Below are 19,179 nucleotides of genomic sequence, written 5' to 3' on the forward strand. Positions count from 1 at the left end.
ACGGTCTATCTTATTCTTTCTCGTTAGCTAACAAAAGCCCCTGCCGTTAAGCAGGGAATATCTGTCTTAGTATTACCAAATTTAAGAAGTAAAACTTGTAACAAAATATGTATATACGACAGAAATTTCTTACCTCTCCACATCAATAAAATGTAGATAGTAACACGAAAGAGTGGGTTTCCCCACTCTTCTTTTCACACAATATACATGACATGGTTATCTCGGTTAATAGTATACCATACCAAATGTTGATTTGCAAAGACTTTTCCTACCTATCAGAACAGCGATAACTGGTTTTGATCCGGCAAATCACCTAAACAACCTTGACTATCTAAATACTCAATAATTGTTTTCGAAACCTTACTACGCTGCTGCAAGTCTTCTTTTGATAAGAATTCTCCATTTTTGCGTGCTTCCACAATACTTAAAGCTGCGTTTGTACCAAGACCAGGCACCGCATTAAATGGAGGGATTAATGAGTCTCCATCAATAATAAAGTCTGTTGCATGTGAGCGATATAAATCCACCTTTTGGAATGAGTATCCACGCTCACACATTTCAAGTGTCATTTCTAGTACAGTCAATAAACTCTTCTCTTTCGGTGCTGCATCTAAACCTTTTTGCGCAATTTCATCAATTCTTGCACGTATAGATGCTGAACCTTTTGCCATCGCTTCTACGTCAAAGTCATCTGCACGAACCGTAAAGTATGCCGCATAGAATAAAAGCGCGAAATGTACTTTAAAGTATGCGATACGCACAGCCATAAGTACGTAAGCAGCCGCATGGGCTTTCGGGAACATGTACTTAATCTTCTTACATGAATCAATATACCAACCTGGTACATTATTACTTTTCATGTCCTCTTCCCATTCTTCTGGTACACCTTTACCTTTACGTACTGACTCCATGATTTTGAAGGCTAATGATGGGTCTAAACCTTGATAGATTAAATATACCATGATGTCATCACGACAACCGATAACTTCACTCAGCGTACATGTACCGTTATAAATTAACTCGTTTGCATTACCAAGCCATACGTCCGTACCATGTGATAATCCAGAAATTTGGACTAACTCTGAGAACGTCGTCGGTTTCGTCTCTTCTAACATCTGTCTTACGAATTTCGTACCAAACTCTGGTATACCAAGTGTACCTGTTTTACAGTTAATTTGTTCTTCCGTTACGCCTAACGATTCTGGCCCTGAGAAAATTTTCATTACTTCTGGATCGTCCGTTGGGATTGTTTTTGGATCAATACCACTTAAATCTTGTAACATACGAATAACTGTCGGATCATCGTGTCCTAGTATATCAAGCTTCAGTAAATTATCATGAATAGAGTGGAAGTCAAAGTGTGTTGTTCTCCACTCAGCACCTATTGAATCTGCTGGATACTGTATTGGTGAGAAATCAAAAATGTCCATATAATCTGGCACAACGATAATACCACCTGGATGCTGCCCTGTTGTACGTTTTACACCGGTACATCCTGCTACTAAGCGGTCAATTTCTGCATTTCGAATTGTTAAGTTATGATCATTTGCATAACCTTTTACATATCCATAAGCAGTTTTTTCCGCAACTGTACCAATCGTTCCTGCACGATATACATAATCTTCACCGAATAGTACTTTCGTATAGTTATGGGCACGTGGTTGGTATTCCCCGGAGAAATTCAAATCGATATCGGGTACCTTATCTCCTTTAAATCCAAGGAACGTTTCGAACGGAATGTCATGTCCATCTTTTACATATGGAATATTACAAGTTGGACATTCTTTATCCGGTAAGTCAAAACCAGAACCTACAGAACCATCATTAAAGAATTCTGATTGCTTACATTTCGGACATACATAGTGTGGTGGTAATGGATTTACTTCTGTAATTTCCATCATCGTTGCAACGAATGATGAACCTACCGATCCACGCGAACCTACTAGATATCCGTCTACTAACGATTTTTTCACAAGCTTATGTGAAATTAAATAAATTACGGCGAATCCATGCCCGATGATACTTTTTAATTCTTTTTCTAAACGCGCTTCTACAATTTCAGGTAACTCTTCACCATAAATGCTACGCGCCATTTTATAACTCATATCACGCGTTTCATCATCTGCACCTTCAATTTTCGGTGTATATAGATCATCTTTTACTGGATGAACATCACCAATTAATGATGCAATCTTTTGTGTATTCGTTACGACTATTTCTTTCGCTACGTCTTCACCTAAAAATGAGAAACACTCTAACATTTCATCCGTTGTACGGAAATGTACAGGTGGTAATGAATGTCGGTTTAACGGATTCGCTCCACCCTGTGAACTTACTAAAATTTTACGATACATTGCATCTTCTGGATTTAAGTAATGCACGTTTCCTGTAGCCACAACTGGTTTATCTAACGTCTCACCTAGTTTTACTAAGTTAGAAATAATTGTTTTTAATTGTCCCTCATCTCGAACGAGTTCACGCTCTACTAAATGACGTAACACTTCTGGTGGCATTACTTCAATGTAATCGTAGAACTGCGCAATTTCTTCTACCTCTTCAGGAGCTTTTTGCATCATCGCCTCAAACACTTCACCTTTATCACAAGCCGTTCCTACTAAAATACCTTCACGATACTTTTTTAATAGTGATCTTGGTACTCGTGGTACACGGTAAAAGTAATTTAAATGAGAATATGAAACAAGTTTATATAAATTTTTCAATCCAACATCCGATGTAGCAAGTAATGTCATATGACTTGGACGCCCGCGCTTATATGCATCCCCTTGTCCCATACTATCGTTTAATTGATCGTGATATTCAAAACCTTTTTCAATTACATCTTTTAACATTTTCACTAGTAAGTATCCCGTTGCTTCTGTATCATAAATCGCACGGTGATGCTGAGTTAATTCAATGTCCATCTTTTTACACAACGTATTTAAACGGTGATTTTTCATTTCTGGGAATAAGAATCGTGCAAGCTCTAACGTATCTATTACTGGATTTTTTGTTTTTTCTAAACCAGCTTTTTTAAATCCTACGTTAATAAAGCCCATATCGAAGCTTGCGTTATGAGCAACAAGTGTATGGTCGCCCATCCATTCTTCAAACTTTTTAAACACTTCGTCCACTTCTGGTGCGTCGGTTAACATATCATCTGTAATACCTGTTAATTCAATGATCGTTGCCGATAATGGTTGGTGCGGATTTGCAAAAGATTCAAAGCGGTCAATAATTTCGCCGCCTTTTACTTTTACAGCAGCTAACTCAATAACTGTATCATATACAGCTGATAAACCTGTCGTCTCAACGTCGAAAACAACATACGTTTCCTCTGCAAGTAAACGATGCGCTTCGTTATACGCTATTGGTACACCGTCATTCACTAAGTTTGCTTCCACACCATATATAACTTTAATTCCGGCTTTTTTCCCAGCTGAATATGCTTCTGGGAATGACTGTGCAACAGCATGGTCTGTAATGGCAATAGCCTCATGCCCCCATTTACCAGCTTGAGCAACAAGCTTAGAAACTGGAGTAACAGCATCCATTTGACTCATTGGCGTGTGAAGATGGAGCTCTACTCGTTTTTCGCCTTCTGGTGCTTTATCTTTACGAGACGGTCCTGTTATTTCATTAATATCATTTGCAATCATTACTAAATCTCGAACAAATGTATCATTTTGAACAGAACCACGAGCCTTCACCCACATTCCTTTTTTCAAGGATTGTAGCATTGGAATATCTTCTTTATCACGTGAGAACATTTTGATCATAATAGAATCTGTATAATCCGTTATTTTTAAAGTTAATAACGTACGTCCACTACGAAGTTCTTTTGTTTCCACATGGAAGACATATCCTTGAACTGTTTTTCTTCTTTCTTCATCTTGAATTTCTCGCATCGGTGTAATCTCTTCATCTGGCTTAATAAGATACCCAAGTGTAATCGGTCCTTCATGCACAACGCTGCTTTCTTCAGCTTGCTTCTTTGCCATTTCTTCCATAGCTTGTATAACACGCTCGCGGTCTTCTTGCTGCGTTTGCTCACGAAACTTTTGCATTTCTTCTGTATTTTGCTGTATATGTGTGTCTAACTGGAAACGCGGGAATCCAAAAGCCTCGTATTGATCCCCTACTGGTTTCGCAACGTTTTTCTTTAAAGCAGTAGATTCCAGCTCATTATTCACATTTATAAGTAACTTCACTCCATTGACCTGCGGAAGCTGCTTCTTTAAATAGGCAAACATAGGTGAAAATGTAATTCGTTCCGTACAAAGTGGCCAATACGCCCTCACTTCTTCTTCAGTAAATTGTTTGTTCTCTGTTTCTAATGCAAATGTTGTTCTTGCAATATGAGAAAATGATTGCTTAAGCTTTGTTTCTAGCAATTCATATAATTCTGTAGGCAAAATACGTGGCACTTGTAAATTAAAATGCCAACTTTTATTCGCTTTATCGATAACGAGCCTTTCAATACCACCGCCTTGTAAATATTGATTTATAAGGTCGTCTGGTATTTGCAACTGCTGGAGCAAAATTTGAAATCGCTCTTTTTGTTCATTTGTTAAAGACATAAGCACTCTCCTTCCATTTGCTATTATAAATTGAAACGTACTACAAAGAAAGATTTCTCCCTTCTTCTTTTACAAAATACGTTTACAAAGAAAGAGAAGGTACCTCATTACGAGGTACCTCTTCCTATTTTAAAATATTAGCAATATATGTTTGAAGTTCTTCTACTTTTACTTCTTCAGACTCACCTGTAGCACGTACTTTCACTTCTACAATACCTTCGTCTGCTTTTTTACCAACTGTCACGCGAACTGGAAGGCCGAATAAATCAGCATCAGCAAATTTAACACCTGCACGTTCTGCACGATCATCTAGTAATACTTCATATCCTTGCTCTTGTAATGAGTTGTAGATATTTTCACCCATTTCACGTTGTGCATCAGATTTCATATTTACTGGAATTACATGCACATGGAACGGTGCAACAGCTTTTGGCCAAACTAAACCGTTCTCATCATTAAACTGCTCTGCAATTGCTGCCACTGTACGAGACACACCAATGCCGTAACAACCCATAATAAGTGGTTGTGTTTTTCCGTTTTCATCTAGGAATGTTGCGTTCATTGCTTCACTATAACGAGTTCCTAATTTAAATACATGACCAACTTCAATTCCGCGTGCGAAAAGAATTGTTCCGTTTCCGTCTGGAGATTGGTCTCCTTCTTGAATGAATCGTAAATCCGTATATTGACTTACTTTAAAGTCACGTTCTGGATTTACATTTACATAATGGAATCCTTCTTCGTTCGCTCCTGAACATCCGTTGACAATTGATGCTACAGCGTGATCAGCAATAATTTCGATATCACCTGTTACACCAATTGGACCTAATGAACCAACTTCACAATTTAATAATTCTTTTACTTCTTCATGAGAGGCAAGCTCAACAACGGAAGCACCGTATACATTTTTCACTTTTACATCGTTTACTTCATGATCACCACGAACAAGTACAACTACTAATTTCTCATCTACTTTAAATACCATAGACTTAATGCACTTTTCAGCTTCGATGTTTAAGAATGCAGATACTTCTTCAATTGCTTTTTGGTCTGGTGTTGCTACTTTTTCAAGCTCTTTTTCTGCTTCGTCACTCTTCGTATACGTAGCTACAACAGGAGCCATTTCGATGTTCGCTGCATAATCAGATGTATCAGAGTATGCAATTGTATCTTCACCAACATCAGATAATACCATAAATTCATGTGTATCTTTTCCACCCATTGCTCCAGAATCAGCAATAACCGCACGGAAATTCAAGCCACAACGAGCAAAGATGTTAGAGTATGCTTTGTATAAGCGATCGTACACTTCATCTAAGCTCTCTTGCGTAGCATGGAAAGAGTATGCATCTTTCATTAGAAACTCTCTTCCACGTAATAAACCGAAACGAGGTCTTTGTTCATCACGGAATTTTGTTTGAATTTGATATAATGTTAACGGTAATTTTTTATATGACTTTACTTCATCACGTACAAGATCCGTAATTACTTCTTCATGTGTCGCTCCTAATGCAAATTCACGAGCGTTACGATCTTTCATACGCATTAATTCAGATCCGTAAGAATACCAACGACCTGACTCTTGCCATAATTCTGCAGCTTGCATCGCTGGCATTAATAATTCTACAGCACCTGCGCGCTCCATTTCTTCTCGAACGATACGTTCTACTTTGTGTAGTACTTTTAATCCAAATGGTAGAAAACTATAAATACCAGAAGCATTTTGACGCATAAAACCTGCACGAAGTAATAACTGATGACTCTTAATCTCCGCATCAGCTGGAACTTCACGTAATGTAGGACTGAATACCATACTTTGTTTCATCTATTCGCACCTCTTCATTTTACTCTTACACGCAGGAAAACCCCTCACCTCGAGTTAGGTGAGGGATTTTATTCTACGAGCTCTATTTCATTATAAGTTTCACTTTATTTTACAAGAAAAACTTACGAATGTCATTCCAAGTTACAACTAACATAAGTAACATTAATAATGCAAAACCAATAAAGTGAACCATTCCTTCTTTTTGGCGATCAATTGGTTTCCCGCGCAATGCCTCAATTAAGAAGAAGAACAAACGTCCACCGTCTAAAGCAGGAACTGGTAGTAAATTAAATAAACCAAGGTTAATACTTAAAACGGCTGCTAAATTTAATACACGCGTAAATCCATAATCTACCACTTGATCTGTAAGATTATAAATTCCTACTGGACCTGACAACTCATTAATAGAGAATTGACCCGTTACTAATTTCACAAGAGATTCAAAAATTAGTTTCGTCCAATAATATGTTTGTTCAAAACCTGATTTAATCGAACCCATTACTGTTTTCTCTACTGGAGTGTAAACACCAATTCTACCAATTTCTTCTTTACCTTCTTTATCAAGCGTTGGCGTTACTTTCACATTAAACTGTTCACTATCACGCTTTACTTGTAACGTAAGTTCTTTATTCGGGTTTTCACGTACAATGGTAACAACATCTTTCCATGTACTTGTGTTTTTCCCATCAATAGCTTGAATTGTATCATTTTCTTTTAATCCAGCTTGCTCTGCTGCACTATTCTCCATCACTTTTCCGACCATTGGTTTGTCAACAGGAACACCTTGTACAAATCCAAGAATCACAAAAATAACAAATGCTAAAATGAAGTTCATTGCAGGACCCGCAAAGATCGTTAAAGCACGTTGACCTAATTTCTTAGAGCCAAACTGTCTATTATACGGAGCAATTTGAATTTCTTCACCGGCAGTAATAATACGAGCCTTCTCATTCACTCGGAATGTTTGAAGCTCTTCCTCGTACTCTTCATAACCCGAAATTGTTAAATTATGCTCTAAATCAGATTGTTCGACTTCAATAACGCGAACATTTGGATACTTTTCATATCCATCAAAAACTAATTTTACAACTTCGTCTTTTTCGTTTAATACAAGGCCAACCTTTTTCCCTGGCTTTAACTCAACTGTATCTGCATCCTCGCCAGCCATTCTTACATAGCCGCCAAGGGGCAGTAATCGAATCGTATACACCGTTTCATTCTTTTCAAATGAGAATATTTTCGGACCAAAACCAATCGCAAACTCACGGCATAAAATACCTGCTCGTTTTGCGAAATATAGATGCCCTAGCTCATGGAAAAATACGAGTGCACCGAAAATTAATATAAAGGCAATCGCTGTATTCAATTCCATACCACCTTTGCTAAATTTGTTCCATCACAAACCGTCTTGTGGTTGCATCAATTTCCAGAATTTCCTCTAAGCTTGGACGTGCAATGACATTGTGATGGTTCATTGCTTTTTCAATGAGGTCTTCCACTGTTAAGAAACCAATTCTCTTTTGTAAAAAAGCTTCAACAGCTACTTCATTCGCTGCATTCATTACAGCTGGCATACTTCCACCTGTTTTTCCAGCTTCATACGCAAAGCGCAAGCAACGGAAACGTTCTTGATTCATTTTCTCAAAATGCAATGTACCCATTTCCCATAAATTTAACTGCTTTGTGTCTGAAAGAGGCAATCGATCAGGATATGTAAGTGCGTATTGAATTGGCACTCGCATATCAGGTGAGCCAAGCTGTGCCATCACACTACGATCTTCAAATTCAACCATAGAATGAATAATACTTTCTTTATGTAAAACAACATCGATTTGCTCATAAGGGATACCGAAAAGCCAATGTGCTTCAATTACTTCTAGCCCCTTATTCATCATTGTAGCAGAATCAATTGTAATTTTCGAACCCATTGACCAGTTTGGATGTCGAAGCGCATCTTCTACGGTCACATGATGCAATTCATCTCTCGTTTTATCACGGAAACTTCCACCAGAAGCCGTTATAATTAGTCGAGAAATTCTTTTTTCATTTTCACCATTCAAGCATTGAAAAATAGCTGAATGTTCACTGTCTACTGGAAGTAACGAAACATTATGTTTTCGCGCTGCTTCCATTACAAGATGCCCTGCAGTTACTAACGTTTCTTTGTTTGCAATTCCAATTGTTTTTTTCGCCTCAATTGCACGAAGTGTCGGTAACAACCCTACGCTACCTACAACAGCATTTACTACTATCTCCGCATCTGGATGTAATGCTACTTCTAAAAGTCCTTCACTACCATATACAATTTTTGTATTACCAGAGACAGCTTGTAATTTTAAAACATCTTCCTCTCTTTGCACAGAGACAATTTGCGGAGAAAATTCTTGAATGACCTTTACTGCGTAGTCAATATTTTTCCCTACAGAAAAAGCAACGAGACGGAATTGGTCTGGGTGCGAGCGTAATACATCTAAAGTTTGTGTACCAATTGATCCGCTTGCACCTAATAAACTAATGTTTTTCATGACTCCAACCCCTCGTTCATTTATTAATTGTATTGTAATAAGAAGTAGAGAATTGGTAAAACGAATAACCAACTATCTGTTCGATCTAATATACCACCATGTCCAGGTAAAATTGTACCTGAATCTTTTACGCCATAATGACGTTTAAATGCAGATTGTACTAAATCACCAATTTGTCCAAAAATAGAAATGATAATTGTCAGCACAATTAAAATTACTACATTCGATTCCACTGGGAAGAACATGTTGTAAACAAGCGCCACAATAATTCCACAAACGATGCCGCCTAATGAACCTTCAATCGTTTTATTTGGACTAATTTCTGGCCATAATTTTCTTTTTCCTAATGCTTTTCCTACGAAATATGCACCTGAATCAGTAGCCCATATAACAAATAATGCGCAAAACACATATTTAATTCCTAAAATTCTCGTTTCATTCAAATATAAGAATCCCATTGCAACATATGTTGTCGCCATTAGTAAAAATGAAGCATTATCAAAAGTAAATGTATTCTTAGAAAGGACTGTATATGATAAAAGTAATAGAACAATCACAAATGTGATTTCTAATTTACCTAATCCAATCCAAGTAAACAGTTCTGATGCACTACTTGGAATTAAAATAATCCATAATAATACTGCAGCTAAAACTGTTGGTACTGAAATAAGCGTAAGCTTATTCATACGAATTAATTCATATAAACCTATAGAAGCAAGTGCATACACTAAAACCGTAAAAGGCACGCCACCGTAAATTACGATGGGAATGAATAGCGCGGCAGCAACCACTCCAGTAATAATTCTCTGTTTCACTACCAAACCCTCTCTTTCTACACGCCTCCGAATCTGCGCCCTCTATGCTGAAAGTCTGTAATCGCATTTAGCAAATGTTCCTCGGTAAAATCTGGCCAATACACATCTGTAAACCAAAATTCCGAATATGCAATTTGCCATAACATGAAATTACTAATACGTAGCTCTCCGCTCGTACGGATTAACAATTCTGGGTCAGGTAAAGAACTCGTCATTAGGTAGGAAGAAAGCATTTCTTCGCTTACATCTTCAACACGAACTTTTCCTTCCTCACTATCTTTCATCATATGTTGCACAGCAGAAACGATTTCATCTCGACTTCCATAGTTTAACGCGAAATTCAGAATTAATCCCGTATTCTCTTTCGTCTCTTCCATGGCCTTCTCCATCGCTCTGCGTGTATGCGTAGGAAGACGATCTTGTTGCCCTATTACACGGACTTGTACGTTCTCTTCAATCAATTCTGGTAAAAATGTACCTAAAAATTCTTCTGGAAGCTTCATTAAATAATCAACTTCCTTTTTTGGTCTTTTCCAGTTCTCAGTTGAAAAAGCATAAAGAGTTAATACTTTCACATTAAGTTTGCTTGCAAATTTTGTGATTTTCTTTACAACTTGCATGCCTTCATGATGTCCCGCAATACGAGGCATCGCTCTCCTCTTTGCCCACCTTCCATTACCATCCATAATAATGGCAATATGTTCTGGGATGTATCCTTTTTTCACTTCTTCAACGAGATGATCAAACGATGTGTCCTTTTTACCTTTAAAAAAAGGAAAGTTTTTAAACATCATTCATACCCTCCAACAAGCAGACGTATGCCTAAAAGTGTAAAAAGACCCCCTTAAGAAGAGGGTCATATTTGCGAAAGTATCGCTATTACACTTCCATGATTTCTTTTTCTTTGTTTTTTGCGATTTCGTCAACTTTTGCAATATATTTATCTGTTTCTTTTTGGATATCTTCAGTATATCCTCTTAAATCGTCTTCTGTAATCTCGCCAGCTTTTTCAAGCTTCTTAAGATCATCGTTACCGTCACGACGTACGTTACGAACAGCAACTTTTGCTTCTTCAGCATATTTTTTCACAACTTTTACAAGATCACGACGACGCTCTTCTGTTAATGCAGGGAATGCAATACGAATTACAGTTCCATCATTAGAAGGGTTTAAGCCTAAATCTGCTTTTAAAATTGCTTTTTCGATATCACCGATAGAAGTTTTATCATACGGTTGAATTACAAGTAAACGTGCTTCTGGAACTGTAATGTTCGCTAATTGCACAACTGGTGTTGGTGCACCATAGTAATCAACTTGTACTTTATCTAATACAGACGCGTTTGCACGACCAGCGCGAACTGTTGCTAATTCGCGTGAATAAGCAGCAACCGCTTTTTCCATTTTTTCATTTGCAGACTTCAATACTTGTTGTCCCATATTTATTTCCCCCTTACAACTGTTCCGATATTTTCGCCTAACACGGCACGTTTAATATTCCCTTTTTCCATAACTGAGAATACAATTAATGGAATATCATTATCCATACATAGAGAAGAAGCTGTAGAATCCATTACACCTAAACCTTCTTTTAATACATCTAAGTAAGTAAGTGTTTCGTATTTCGTAGCTGTTGGGTCAATAGATGGATCTGCATTATATACGCCATCCACATTGTTTTTCGCCATTAAAATTACGTCAGCTTCAATTTCCGCTGCACGTAATGCTGCCGTTGTATCTGTAGAGAAGTATGGGTTACCAGTACCTGCTGCAAAGATAACAACACGTTTTTTCTCTAAGTGACGAACTGCTTTACGACGAATGTAAGGCTCTGCCACTTGACGCATTTCAATTGAAGTTTGTACGCGAGTTTGAATTCCGATGTTCTCCAAGCTATCTTGAAGAGCTAATGAATTCATAACTGTCGCTAACATGCCCATGTAATCCGCTCCTGCACGATCCATGCCCATCTCACTTCCAATTTTTCCACGCCAAATGTTACCGCCGCCAACAACAACAGCAACCTCTACATCTAGTTCTGCAATTTCTTTCACTTGTTCCGCAACTGACTTAATAACAGCTGGGTTGATTCCAAATCCTTGCTCGCCAGCTAAAGCTTCTCCACTCAGCTTTAAAACGACACGATTATATTTCGGTTTACTCATAATGAACCTCCAATTGCTTACATCTTTATTTTAAAAAAGGGAACACAATGTGTTCCCTAATCTGTATTAGTTACTACCTTTTACTTGGTTCATTACTTCTTCAGCAAAGTTGTCTTCGCGTTTTTCGATACCTTCACCAACAGCGTAGCGAACGAATCCTTTTAATGTTGCGCCTTTAGACTCAACGAATTGACGAACTTTCATATCAGGGTTTTTAACGAATGCTTGGTCAAGTAAGCAAATCTCTTCGAAGAATTTGCCTAGACGGCCTTCAACCATTTTTGCAACGATTTTTTCAGGCTTGCCTTCGTTTAATGCTTGTTGTGTTAATACTTGACGCTCATGCTCAACTTCTTCAGCTGTTACAGCATCACGATCGATGTATTTTGGGTTAACTGCAGCGATGTGCATTGCTACGTCTTTAGCAGCCGCTTCATCAGTAGAACCTTCAAGAACTGTTAGAACACCAATGCGTCCACCCATGTGTAGGTAAGCACCGAATGCATCTGCATCAGTTTTTGATACGATTTCGAAACGACGAAGTGTAAGCTTTTCACCAATTTTAGCGATTGCTTCGTTGATGTGCTCTTCAACTTTTTTACCGTTTTCCATTGTTTGAGCCATAGCTTCTTCAACGTTAGCAGGCTTCTTAGCTAATAGGTGAGCAGCTAATTCTTTAATTAATGTTTGGAAACCTTCGTTTTTCGCAACGAAATCAGTTTCAGAGTTTAATTCTAAGATTAAACCGTCGTTACCGTTTGTTTCGATGAAAGTTAAACCTTCAGCAGCGATGCGGTCTGCTTTTTTAGCAGCTTTCGCGATACCTTTTTCACGTAAGAAGTCAATTGCCTTCTCCATGTCGCCGTTAGTTTCTGTTAAAGCTTTTTTGCAGTCCATCATACCTGCGCCAGTTTTTTCACGTAATTCTTTTACCATTTGTGCAGTGATTGCCATACTTTTCATCCTCCTAAAATATGTATTTATACCTTTTATAAAGGTGTTTATACCTTAAAAAAGGTGATAAAAGGCCGAACCCCTTATCACCTTTCCAACTTTGTTACGCAGTAACAGTTTCTTCACCTTGTTTTGCTTCAAGGATCGCGTCTGCCATTTTAGATGTAAGAAGTTTTACAGCACGAATTGCATCATCGTTCGCTGGGATAACGTGATCGATTTCGTCTGGATCACAGTTTGTATCAACGATACCGATGATTGGAATGTGTAATTTGCGTGCTTCAGCAACTGCAATACGCTCTTTACGAGGGTCTACTACGAATAATGCACTTGGAAGACCTTTCATATCTTTAATACCGCCTAAGAATTTCTCAAGACGCTCTAACTCTTTTTTAAGTTGAACAACTTCTTTCTTAGGTAGTACTTCGAAAGTACCATCTTCTTGCATTCTTTCGATGTCTTTAAGACGCTTGATACGCTTTTGGATTGTTTGGAAGTTAGTTAAAGTTCCACCTAACCAACGTTGGTTAACGAAGTACATACCAGCACGAGTTGCTTCTTCTTTAATAGCTTCTTGTGCTTGTTTTTTAGTACCTACGAATAAGATGTCTCCGCCTTCAGCAGCGATGTCACGCATAACTTTGAAAGCTTCCTCAACTTTTTTCACAGTTTTTTGTAAGTCGATGATGTAGATACCGTTACGCTCTGTGAAAATGTAACGCTTCATTTTTGGGTTCCAACGACGAGTTTGATGTCCGAAATGAACACCAGCTTCAAGCAATTGCTTCATAGAAATTACTGACATAATATAGTTCCTCCTAAATGGTTTTTGATATCCTCCGTTTACTTCATCTCTAAGCGAAACTACAAACGTAGCACCAACACTTAAATCAGTAAACGTGTGTACTTTGTACTGACACCACTGCTTACTATATCATACTGAAATATTACAATCAAGTCGAAAATGCGAACAATGTAAAACTTTCTTTGTTCATACTCGAATTCTAGTATTACCAACCTACATTTCTTTTAAGCAAAAAAAGTGAAATGCAATTCATGGCCTTTCAAAAAAATGCGATTATGACGCTATGTACGAACAACATCAATCTGTTATACAAAAAACTCTCCTCAAAAAATGAGAAGAGTTTTATAAATTAGTTTGTTTTTAATTTAGCAAGTTCATGTAAGAATTTGTCGTTTAGTACTTTAATGTATGTTCCTTTCATACCTAAAGAACGCGACTCAATTACACCAGCACTTTCTAATTTACGAAGTGCATTTACGATTACCGAACGAGTGATTCCTACGCGGTCAGCAATTTTACTTGCAACAAGTAAACCTTCTGTTCCGTTTAATTCTTCGAAGATGTGCTCGATTGCTTCTAACTCACTGTAAGATAATGAGCTGATCGCCATTTGAACAACAGCTTTGCTACGTGCTTCTTCTTCAATTTCTTCTGCTTTTTCACGTAAAATTTCCATACCTACAACAGTTGAGCTGTACTCAGCAAGAATTAAATCATCATCTAAGAACTCTTGACCAAGACGAGCTAAAACTAATGTACCTAGACGCTCACCGCCACCAACGATCGGTACGATTGTAGTTAAGCCTTGACCAAATAATTCTTTATTTTCTACTGGGAATGCTGTGTAAGCACTGTTTACATCTAAGTTTGAAGATGTTTCTGTAATGTTGAATAAGCTTTGTGTATACTCTTCTGGGAATTGACGCTCTGCAAGCATTTGTTTCATACGCTCATTCTCGATTTGTTGGTGAATTGCATAACCTAGTAATTTACCACGACGGCTTACTACGAATACGTTCGCTTCGATTACTTCACACATTGTGTCAGACATTTCTCTAAAGTTTACAGGCTTTCCTGCTGCGCTCTGTAATAACGCATTTAATTTTCTTGTTTTTGCTAATAATTCCATTTCAAAAGTTCCTCCTACATGTTACTCACATATTTTTTCATCACTTGGAAACTAGGGCGAGTCACCTGATGACACTATTACAAAATAAACTGGCTCACATCTTTATTTTTAGCAATCGTTGCTAATTTTTCCTCAACGTATTGAGGCGTTATCGTTATTTTCTCTAACGTAATTTCAGATGCTTCAAACGATAAATCTTCAAGGAGCTTCTCCATAATCGTATGAAGTCTTCTTGCTCCAATATTATCTGTATCCTGATTAACTTGATAAGCAATCTCAGCAATCTTACGAATAGCTTCGTCTGAAAATTCAATTTCTATACCTTCAGTCGCTAATAAAGCAATATATTGTTTAATTAACGCATTATCAGGCTCGATTAATATTTTAACAAAATCATCCGTCGATAATTTTGTTAATTCTACTCGAATCGGAAATCTCCCTTGTAATTCCGGAATCAAATCTGACGGTTTAGACATATGAAACGCTCCAGCTGCAACGAATAAAATATAATCCGTTTTTACTGATCCGTATTTTGTCGCAACATTTGATCCTTCTACAATTGGTAAAATGTCACGTTGCACACCTTCACGTGATACATCTACACTATTCGACTGCTTACCAGCAATTTTGTCAATTTCATCGATAAAAATAATCCCGAGCTGTTCAGCACGATAAACAGCCTCTTGTGTAACTTCATCCATATCAATTAAGCGCTGTGCTTCCTCATTTGTCAAGACTTTTCTTGCTTCTTTTACAGAAAGTTTACGTTTTTTTGTTTTTTTCGGCATAAAACTTCCTAATGCATCTTGAAAATTCATCCCCATTTGTTCCATGCCAGTTCCTTGCAGCATATCGAACATGGAAGACTGTTGTTCAGTCACTTCAATCGATACAATTTCATCTTCAAGAAGTCCTGCAGCAAGCTTTCTTTCCACATCTTGACGTTTCTTTTCGATTTCAACATCTTCCTGTGAATCTGTTGTTTGGTTCGAATTTTGAGCGCCACCAAATAGCATTTCTAATGGGTTTTTAAATCCAGATTGCTTCTCCGGACTCGGCACTAAAATTTCAACAAGACGTTGGTTCGCTTGTTCTTCTGCTTTGTCTTGTACTTTTACTACCATTTCTTCTTTCACAATGCGAACTGACGTTTCCACAAGGTCACGTACCATCGATTCTACATCTCTACCTACATATCCAACTTCTGTAAATTTCGTAGCTTCAACCTTAATAAAAGGTGCTCCAACGAGTTTCGCCATTCGTCGTGCTACCTCTGTTTTACCAACACCTGTCGGTCCAATCATTAAAATATTTTTAGGTGCAATTTCATCACGTAGATTTTCAGCTAATTTACTTCGGCGGTATCGATTTCTTAAAGCTACAGCAACCGCTTTCTTCGCATCCTTTTGACCGATAATGTATTGATCTAATTTTTCCACAATTTGACGCGGAGTAAAATGTAAATGCATATAAAATGCCTCCCTTACGATTCTACAATTCTTCCACAATTATATTGTGGTTTGTATACACACAAATATCGCCTGCAATGTCTAAACTCGCTTTCGCAATTTGCTTCGCTGTTAAATGTTCACTTGCATATTGTTTTAAAGCACGACCTGCTGAAAGCGCATAATTTCCGCCAGATCCAATTGCTAAAATACCATCATCCGGTTCAATCACTTCTCCCGTACCTGAAACAAGGAGCATCGTTGTTTTATCCATGACAATGAGCATCGCTTCTAGCTGACGTAACATTTTGTCACCGCGCCATTGCTTCGCCATCTCAACAGCAGCACGCTGCAAGTTTCCATTATACTCTTCTAATTTCCCTTCAAACATTTCAAAAAGAGTAAATGCATCAGCAACTGAACCTGCAAAACCAGCTAAAACTTTCCCTTGAAAAAGTTTACGAACCTTACGAGCTGTATGTTTCATTACAACAGCATTTCCCATTGTCACCTGGCCATCTCCAGCCATTGCACATTCTCCATTATGATGAACTGCAAATATCGTTGTAGCGTGGAAATTTCCCATAGAAAAAACTCCTTTATATGTTTTTATAGCTTTAAAAGCAATTTATGCCCGTGGGTGATGCTTCATGTAGACAGAACGCAATCTTTCTTTAGAGACATGCGTATAAATTTGTGTCGTAGACAAATTTTCATGACCGAGTAGCTCCTGTACAGTACGTAAATCTGCCCCTTCATCTAACATATGTGTAGCAAATGTATGCCTTAACATATGAGGACTTATACGCATTGTCAGTGAAGCTTTCTTAATGAGTTCATTTAATACATAGCGTACTCCTCGACTTGTCAGCGGCGTGCCTTTCGCATTTAAAAATACCATATGAGATTGTTCTTCAGTTTTCTTGGCTAACTGTTTTCTCCCGTTCTCTATATAAGTAATTAAAGCATCTTGTGCATAGCTCCCGAACGGAATATACCTTTGTTTTTTTCCTTTTCCCATTACTAAAATTGTTCCCACCGCAAAGTCAATATCGGTAAGTTGTAAATTGACACATTCACTCACACGGATCCCGGTCGCATACATCAACTCTAATAAAGCTTGATTCCTTTGACCTAACGGGGTTTCCGTATCAGAAACTTCAAATAATTCCTCTAATTCTTCAGCATATAAAAACTTTGGGATTGACAATTCTTTTTTGGGGAGTGACGCAAGTGCAAACGGATTATCCTTCCGATAACCTTCACGCATCAAAAAACGATATAAACTTCGTAAGCTTGATACTTTTCTTGCGACAGATTTACGGGCTAACTTTTCATCGTGCAACGTCGTTAAGTACAAACGAACATCCGCGTATGTAATATCTAAAAAAGAGGATATGCCTTCTCGCTCCATAAATTGCACAAAATGTTCTAAATCATTTTGATAACTTGCAATTGTATATTTTGAATAATTTCTTTCAATTTGTAAATATCCAACGAATAATTGTAACAATTTCTTCACATTCACACAATTCACCTCAATAAAGGCTACTAAATCGTATCACAACTTAGTAGCCTTTGCAAGAAATTTAACTAAATATTTACAAAATTTCGAATCGTTTCTAAAGCGCGTGCTGCATAGGCTTCATTACGTTCTGCTTTTTTCTTAATTTTCTTCTCTAACGGTGCAAACAGACCGAAGTTTGCATTCATTGGCTGGAAGTTTTTCGCGTTTGTCGCAGTAATATAATTCGCCATACTTCCCATTGCAGTTACAGGTGGCAATACAACCGGCTCTTCACCTTTTACAAGTCGAGCAGCGTTGATACCTGCTAGCAATCCTGAAGCCGCCGATTCAACATACCCCTCTACTCCAGTCATTTGACCAGCGAAGAATAAATCATCACGTTGTTTATATTGGTATGTTGGACGAAGTAAGTTAGGTGAATTAATAAACGTATTACGATGCATTACACCATAACGTACAATCTCTGCGTTTTCCAGTCCCGGAATCAACTGTAACACTTCTTTTTGCGGTCCCCATTTTAAATGCGTTTGGAAACCTACGATATTGTATAACGTCCCCGCTGCATCATCTTGACGTAACTGAACAACAGCATATGGCGTTTTCCCTGTTTTTGGATCTTCTAATCCAACAGGTTTCATCGGTCCAAATACTAGTGTTTGTCTTCCTCTACTTGCCATAACTTCTACCGGCATACAACCTTCAAAGAAAATTTCTTTTTCAAATTCTTTTAAAGGTACTGTTTCAGCAGCGATTAAAGCCTCGTAAAAACGGTCAAATTCCTCTTCCGTCATTGGACAGTTTAAATATGCCGCTTCACCTTTATCGTAACGAGATTTTAAATACACTTTATTCATATCAATGCTGTCTTTCTCAACAATCGGTGCTGCTGCATCATAGAAATAAAAGTAGTCTTCACCCGTTAATTCTTTTAATTGCGCAGAAAGATCAGGCGACGTAAGTGGACCTGTCGCAATAACAGTAGGACCTTCTGGAATTTCAGTGATTTCTTCATTCACCACAGTTACGTTCGGATGATTTTTCACATATTCCGTTACTTTTGCTGCAAATTCATGACGATCTACCGCTAAAGCCCCTCCTGCTGGTACAGAACACTCATCAGCTGCACGAATAATAACAGAATCCATTAAACGCATTTCTTCTTTAATAACACCAACAGCATTTGTTAATGTGTTTGCGCGAAGCGAGTTACTACATACTAATTCTGCAAATTTATCTGTGTGATGAGCTGGCGTTTGCCTTACCGGTCTCATTTCGTATAATCTTACTTGGACACCACGTTTTGCAATTTGGTAAGCTGCTTCACTTCCTGCAAGACCTGCGCCAATGACGTTTACTACTTGTGTTGTCATATATTTATCACCTTTCCTTTTCTTCCCGAAAAAAATGTGAG

At 37.8% G+C, this 19,179-nt stretch carries 15 protein-coding genes; all 15 read right to left on the reverse strand.

Translation table 11 applies throughout. The features are described 5' to 3' along the window. Nucleotides 1–275: 275 nt before the first annotated feature. Nucleotides 276–4,577, reverse strand: a complete 4,302-nt coding sequence (locus ACTFR9_RS11180; protein ID WP_000059980.1) for a PolC-type DNA polymerase III — start codon at nucleotides 4,575–4,577, stop codon at nucleotides 276–278. Nucleotides 4,578–4,701: 124 nt separating this feature from the next. Further along, a complete protein-coding gene (locus tag ACTFR9_RS11185; protein WP_000814314.1) occupies nucleotides 4,702–6,402 on the reverse strand; it encodes a proline--tRNA ligase in 1,701 nt (566 codons plus the stop codon). Nucleotides 6,403–6,511: 109 nt separating this feature from the next. Then, nucleotides 6,512–7,768: an RIP metalloprotease RseP gene (gene rseP / locus ACTFR9_RS11190; RefSeq protein ID WP_001090249.1), complete on the reverse strand. Its 1,257-nt coding sequence runs from the start codon at nucleotides 7,766–7,768 to the stop codon at nucleotides 6,512–6,514. Nucleotides 7,769–7,784: 16 nt separating this feature from the next. Further along, nucleotides 7,785–8,927, reverse strand: a complete 1,143-nt coding sequence (gene dxr / locus ACTFR9_RS11195; RefSeq protein ID WP_000790363.1) for a 1-deoxy-D-xylulose-5-phosphate reductoisomerase — start codon at nucleotides 8,925–8,927, stop codon at nucleotides 7,785–7,787. A 23-nt stretch (nucleotides 8,928–8,950) separates the two neighbouring features. Continuing rightward, entirely contained in the window at nucleotides 8,951–9,742 is a 792-nt protein-coding gene (cdsA, locus tag ACTFR9_RS11200; RefSeq protein ID WP_000813584.1) for a phosphatidate cytidylyltransferase, read from the reverse strand. 17 nt (nucleotides 9,743–9,759) lie between these two features. Next, entirely contained in the window at nucleotides 9,760–10,536 is a 777-nt protein-coding gene (gene uppS, locus ACTFR9_RS11205) for an isoprenyl transferase (protein ID WP_000971301.1), read from the reverse strand. 85 nt (nucleotides 10,537–10,621) lie between these two features. After that, nucleotides 10,622–11,179: a ribosome recycling factor gene (gene frr, locus ACTFR9_RS11210; protein ID WP_000531500.1), complete on the reverse strand. Its 558-nt coding sequence runs from the start codon at nucleotides 11,177–11,179 to the stop codon at nucleotides 10,622–10,624. A gap of 2 nt (nucleotides 11,180–11,181) precedes the next feature. Further along, nucleotides 11,182–11,904, reverse strand: a complete 723-nt coding sequence (pyrH, locus tag ACTFR9_RS11215; protein ID WP_000042663.1) for a UMP kinase — start codon at nucleotides 11,902–11,904, stop codon at nucleotides 11,182–11,184. Between the two features lie 66 nt (nucleotides 11,905–11,970). Next, nucleotides 11,971–12,858 (reverse strand): translation elongation factor Ts, encoded by an 888-nt coding sequence (gene tsf / locus ACTFR9_RS11220; RefSeq protein ID WP_001018580.1) that lies wholly within the window; start codon nucleotides 12,856–12,858, stop codon nucleotides 11,971–11,973. A gap of 103 nt (nucleotides 12,859–12,961) precedes the next feature. Further along, nucleotides 12,962–13,663: a 30S ribosomal protein S2 gene (rpsB, locus tag ACTFR9_RS11225; protein WP_000111483.1), complete on the reverse strand. Its 702-nt coding sequence runs from the start codon at nucleotides 13,661–13,663 to the stop codon at nucleotides 12,962–12,964. 349 nt (nucleotides 13,664–14,012) lie between these two features. Beyond that, a complete protein-coding gene (codY, locus tag ACTFR9_RS11230; protein WP_000421288.1) occupies nucleotides 14,013–14,792 on the reverse strand; it encodes a GTP-sensing pleiotropic transcriptional regulator CodY in 780 nt (259 codons plus the stop codon). A 77-nt stretch (nucleotides 14,793–14,869) separates the two neighbouring features. Then, nucleotides 14,870–16,261 carry an ATP-dependent protease ATPase subunit HslU gene (gene hslU / locus ACTFR9_RS11235; protein WP_000550081.1) on the reverse strand — a complete coding sequence of 464 codons (1,392 nt, stop codon included), beginning with the start codon at nucleotides 16,259–16,261 and terminating at the stop codon, nucleotides 14,870–14,872. Nucleotides 16,262–16,283: 22 nt separating this feature from the next. Then, the gene (gene hslV / locus ACTFR9_RS11240) at nucleotides 16,284–16,826 is read right to left on the reverse strand and encodes an ATP-dependent protease proteolytic subunit HslV (RefSeq protein WP_000526271.1); all 543 of its coding nucleotides are present in this window, start codon (nucleotides 16,824–16,826) and stop codon (nucleotides 16,284–16,286) included. Nucleotides 16,827–16,868: 42 nt separating this feature from the next. Next, the gene (gene xerC / locus ACTFR9_RS11245) at nucleotides 16,869–17,768 is read right to left on the reverse strand and encodes a tyrosine recombinase XerC (RefSeq protein ID WP_001101228.1); all 900 of its coding nucleotides are present in this window, start codon (nucleotides 17,766–17,768) and stop codon (nucleotides 16,869–16,871) included. 65 nt (nucleotides 17,769–17,833) lie between these two features. Further along, nucleotides 17,834–19,138 carry an FADH(2)-oxidizing methylenetetrahydrofolate--tRNA-(uracil(54)-C(5))-methyltransferase TrmFO gene (trmFO, locus tag ACTFR9_RS11250; protein ID WP_001998091.1) on the reverse strand — a complete coding sequence of 435 codons (1,305 nt, stop codon included), beginning with the start codon at nucleotides 19,136–19,138 and terminating at the stop codon, nucleotides 17,834–17,836. Between the last annotated feature and the right edge of the window lie 41 nt (nucleotides 19,139–19,179).

This window comes from Bacillus cereus group sp. MYBK222-1 (genome assembly GCF_051916425.1).
GTDB lineage: Bacteria > Bacillota > Bacilli > Bacillales > Bacillaceae_G > Bacillus_A > Bacillus_A paranthracis.

Coding starts and splice junctions, on each gene's coding strand:
- ACTFR9_RS11180 (WP_000059980.1), bottom strand. CDS start 4,577: ATGTCTTTAACAAATGAACAAAAAGAGCGATTTCAAATTTTGCTCCAG.
- ACTFR9_RS11185 (WP_000814314.1), bottom strand. CDS start 6,402: ATGAAACAAAGTATGGTATTCAGTCCTACATTACGTGAAGTTCCAGCT.
- dxr (WP_000790363.1), bottom strand. CDS start 8,927: ATGAAAAACATTAGTTTATTAGGTGCAAGCGGATCAATTGGTACACAA.
- uppS (WP_000971301.1), bottom strand. CDS start 10,536: ATGATGTTTAAAAACTTTCCTTTTTTTAAAGGTAAAAAGGACACATCG.
- frr (WP_000531500.1), bottom strand. CDS start 11,179: ATGGGACAACAAGTATTGAAGTCTGCAAATGAAAAAATGGAAAAAGCG.
- pyrH (WP_000042663.1), bottom strand. CDS start 11,904: ATGAGTAAACCGAAATATAATCGTGTCGTTTTAAAGCTGAGTGGAGAA.
- tsf (WP_001018580.1), bottom strand. CDS start 12,858: ATGGCAATCACTGCACAAATGGTAAAAGAATTACGTGAAAAAACTGGC.
- rpsB (WP_000111483.1), bottom strand. CDS start 13,663: ATGTCAGTAATTTCTATGAAGCAATTGCTTGAAGCTGGTGTTCATTTC.
- codY (WP_000421288.1), bottom strand. CDS start 14,792: ATGGAATTATTAGCAAAAACAAGAAAATTAAATGCGTTATTACAGAGC.
- hslU (WP_000550081.1), bottom strand. CDS start 16,261: ATGCATTTACATTTTACTCCGCGTCAAATTGTGGAAAAATTAGATCAA.
- hslV (WP_000526271.1), bottom strand. CDS start 16,826: ATGGGAAATTTCCACGCTACAACGATATTTGCAGTTCATCATAATGGA.
- trmFO (WP_001998091.1), bottom strand. CDS start 19,138: ATGACAACACAAGTAGTAAACGTCATTGGCGCAGGTCTTGCAGGAAGT.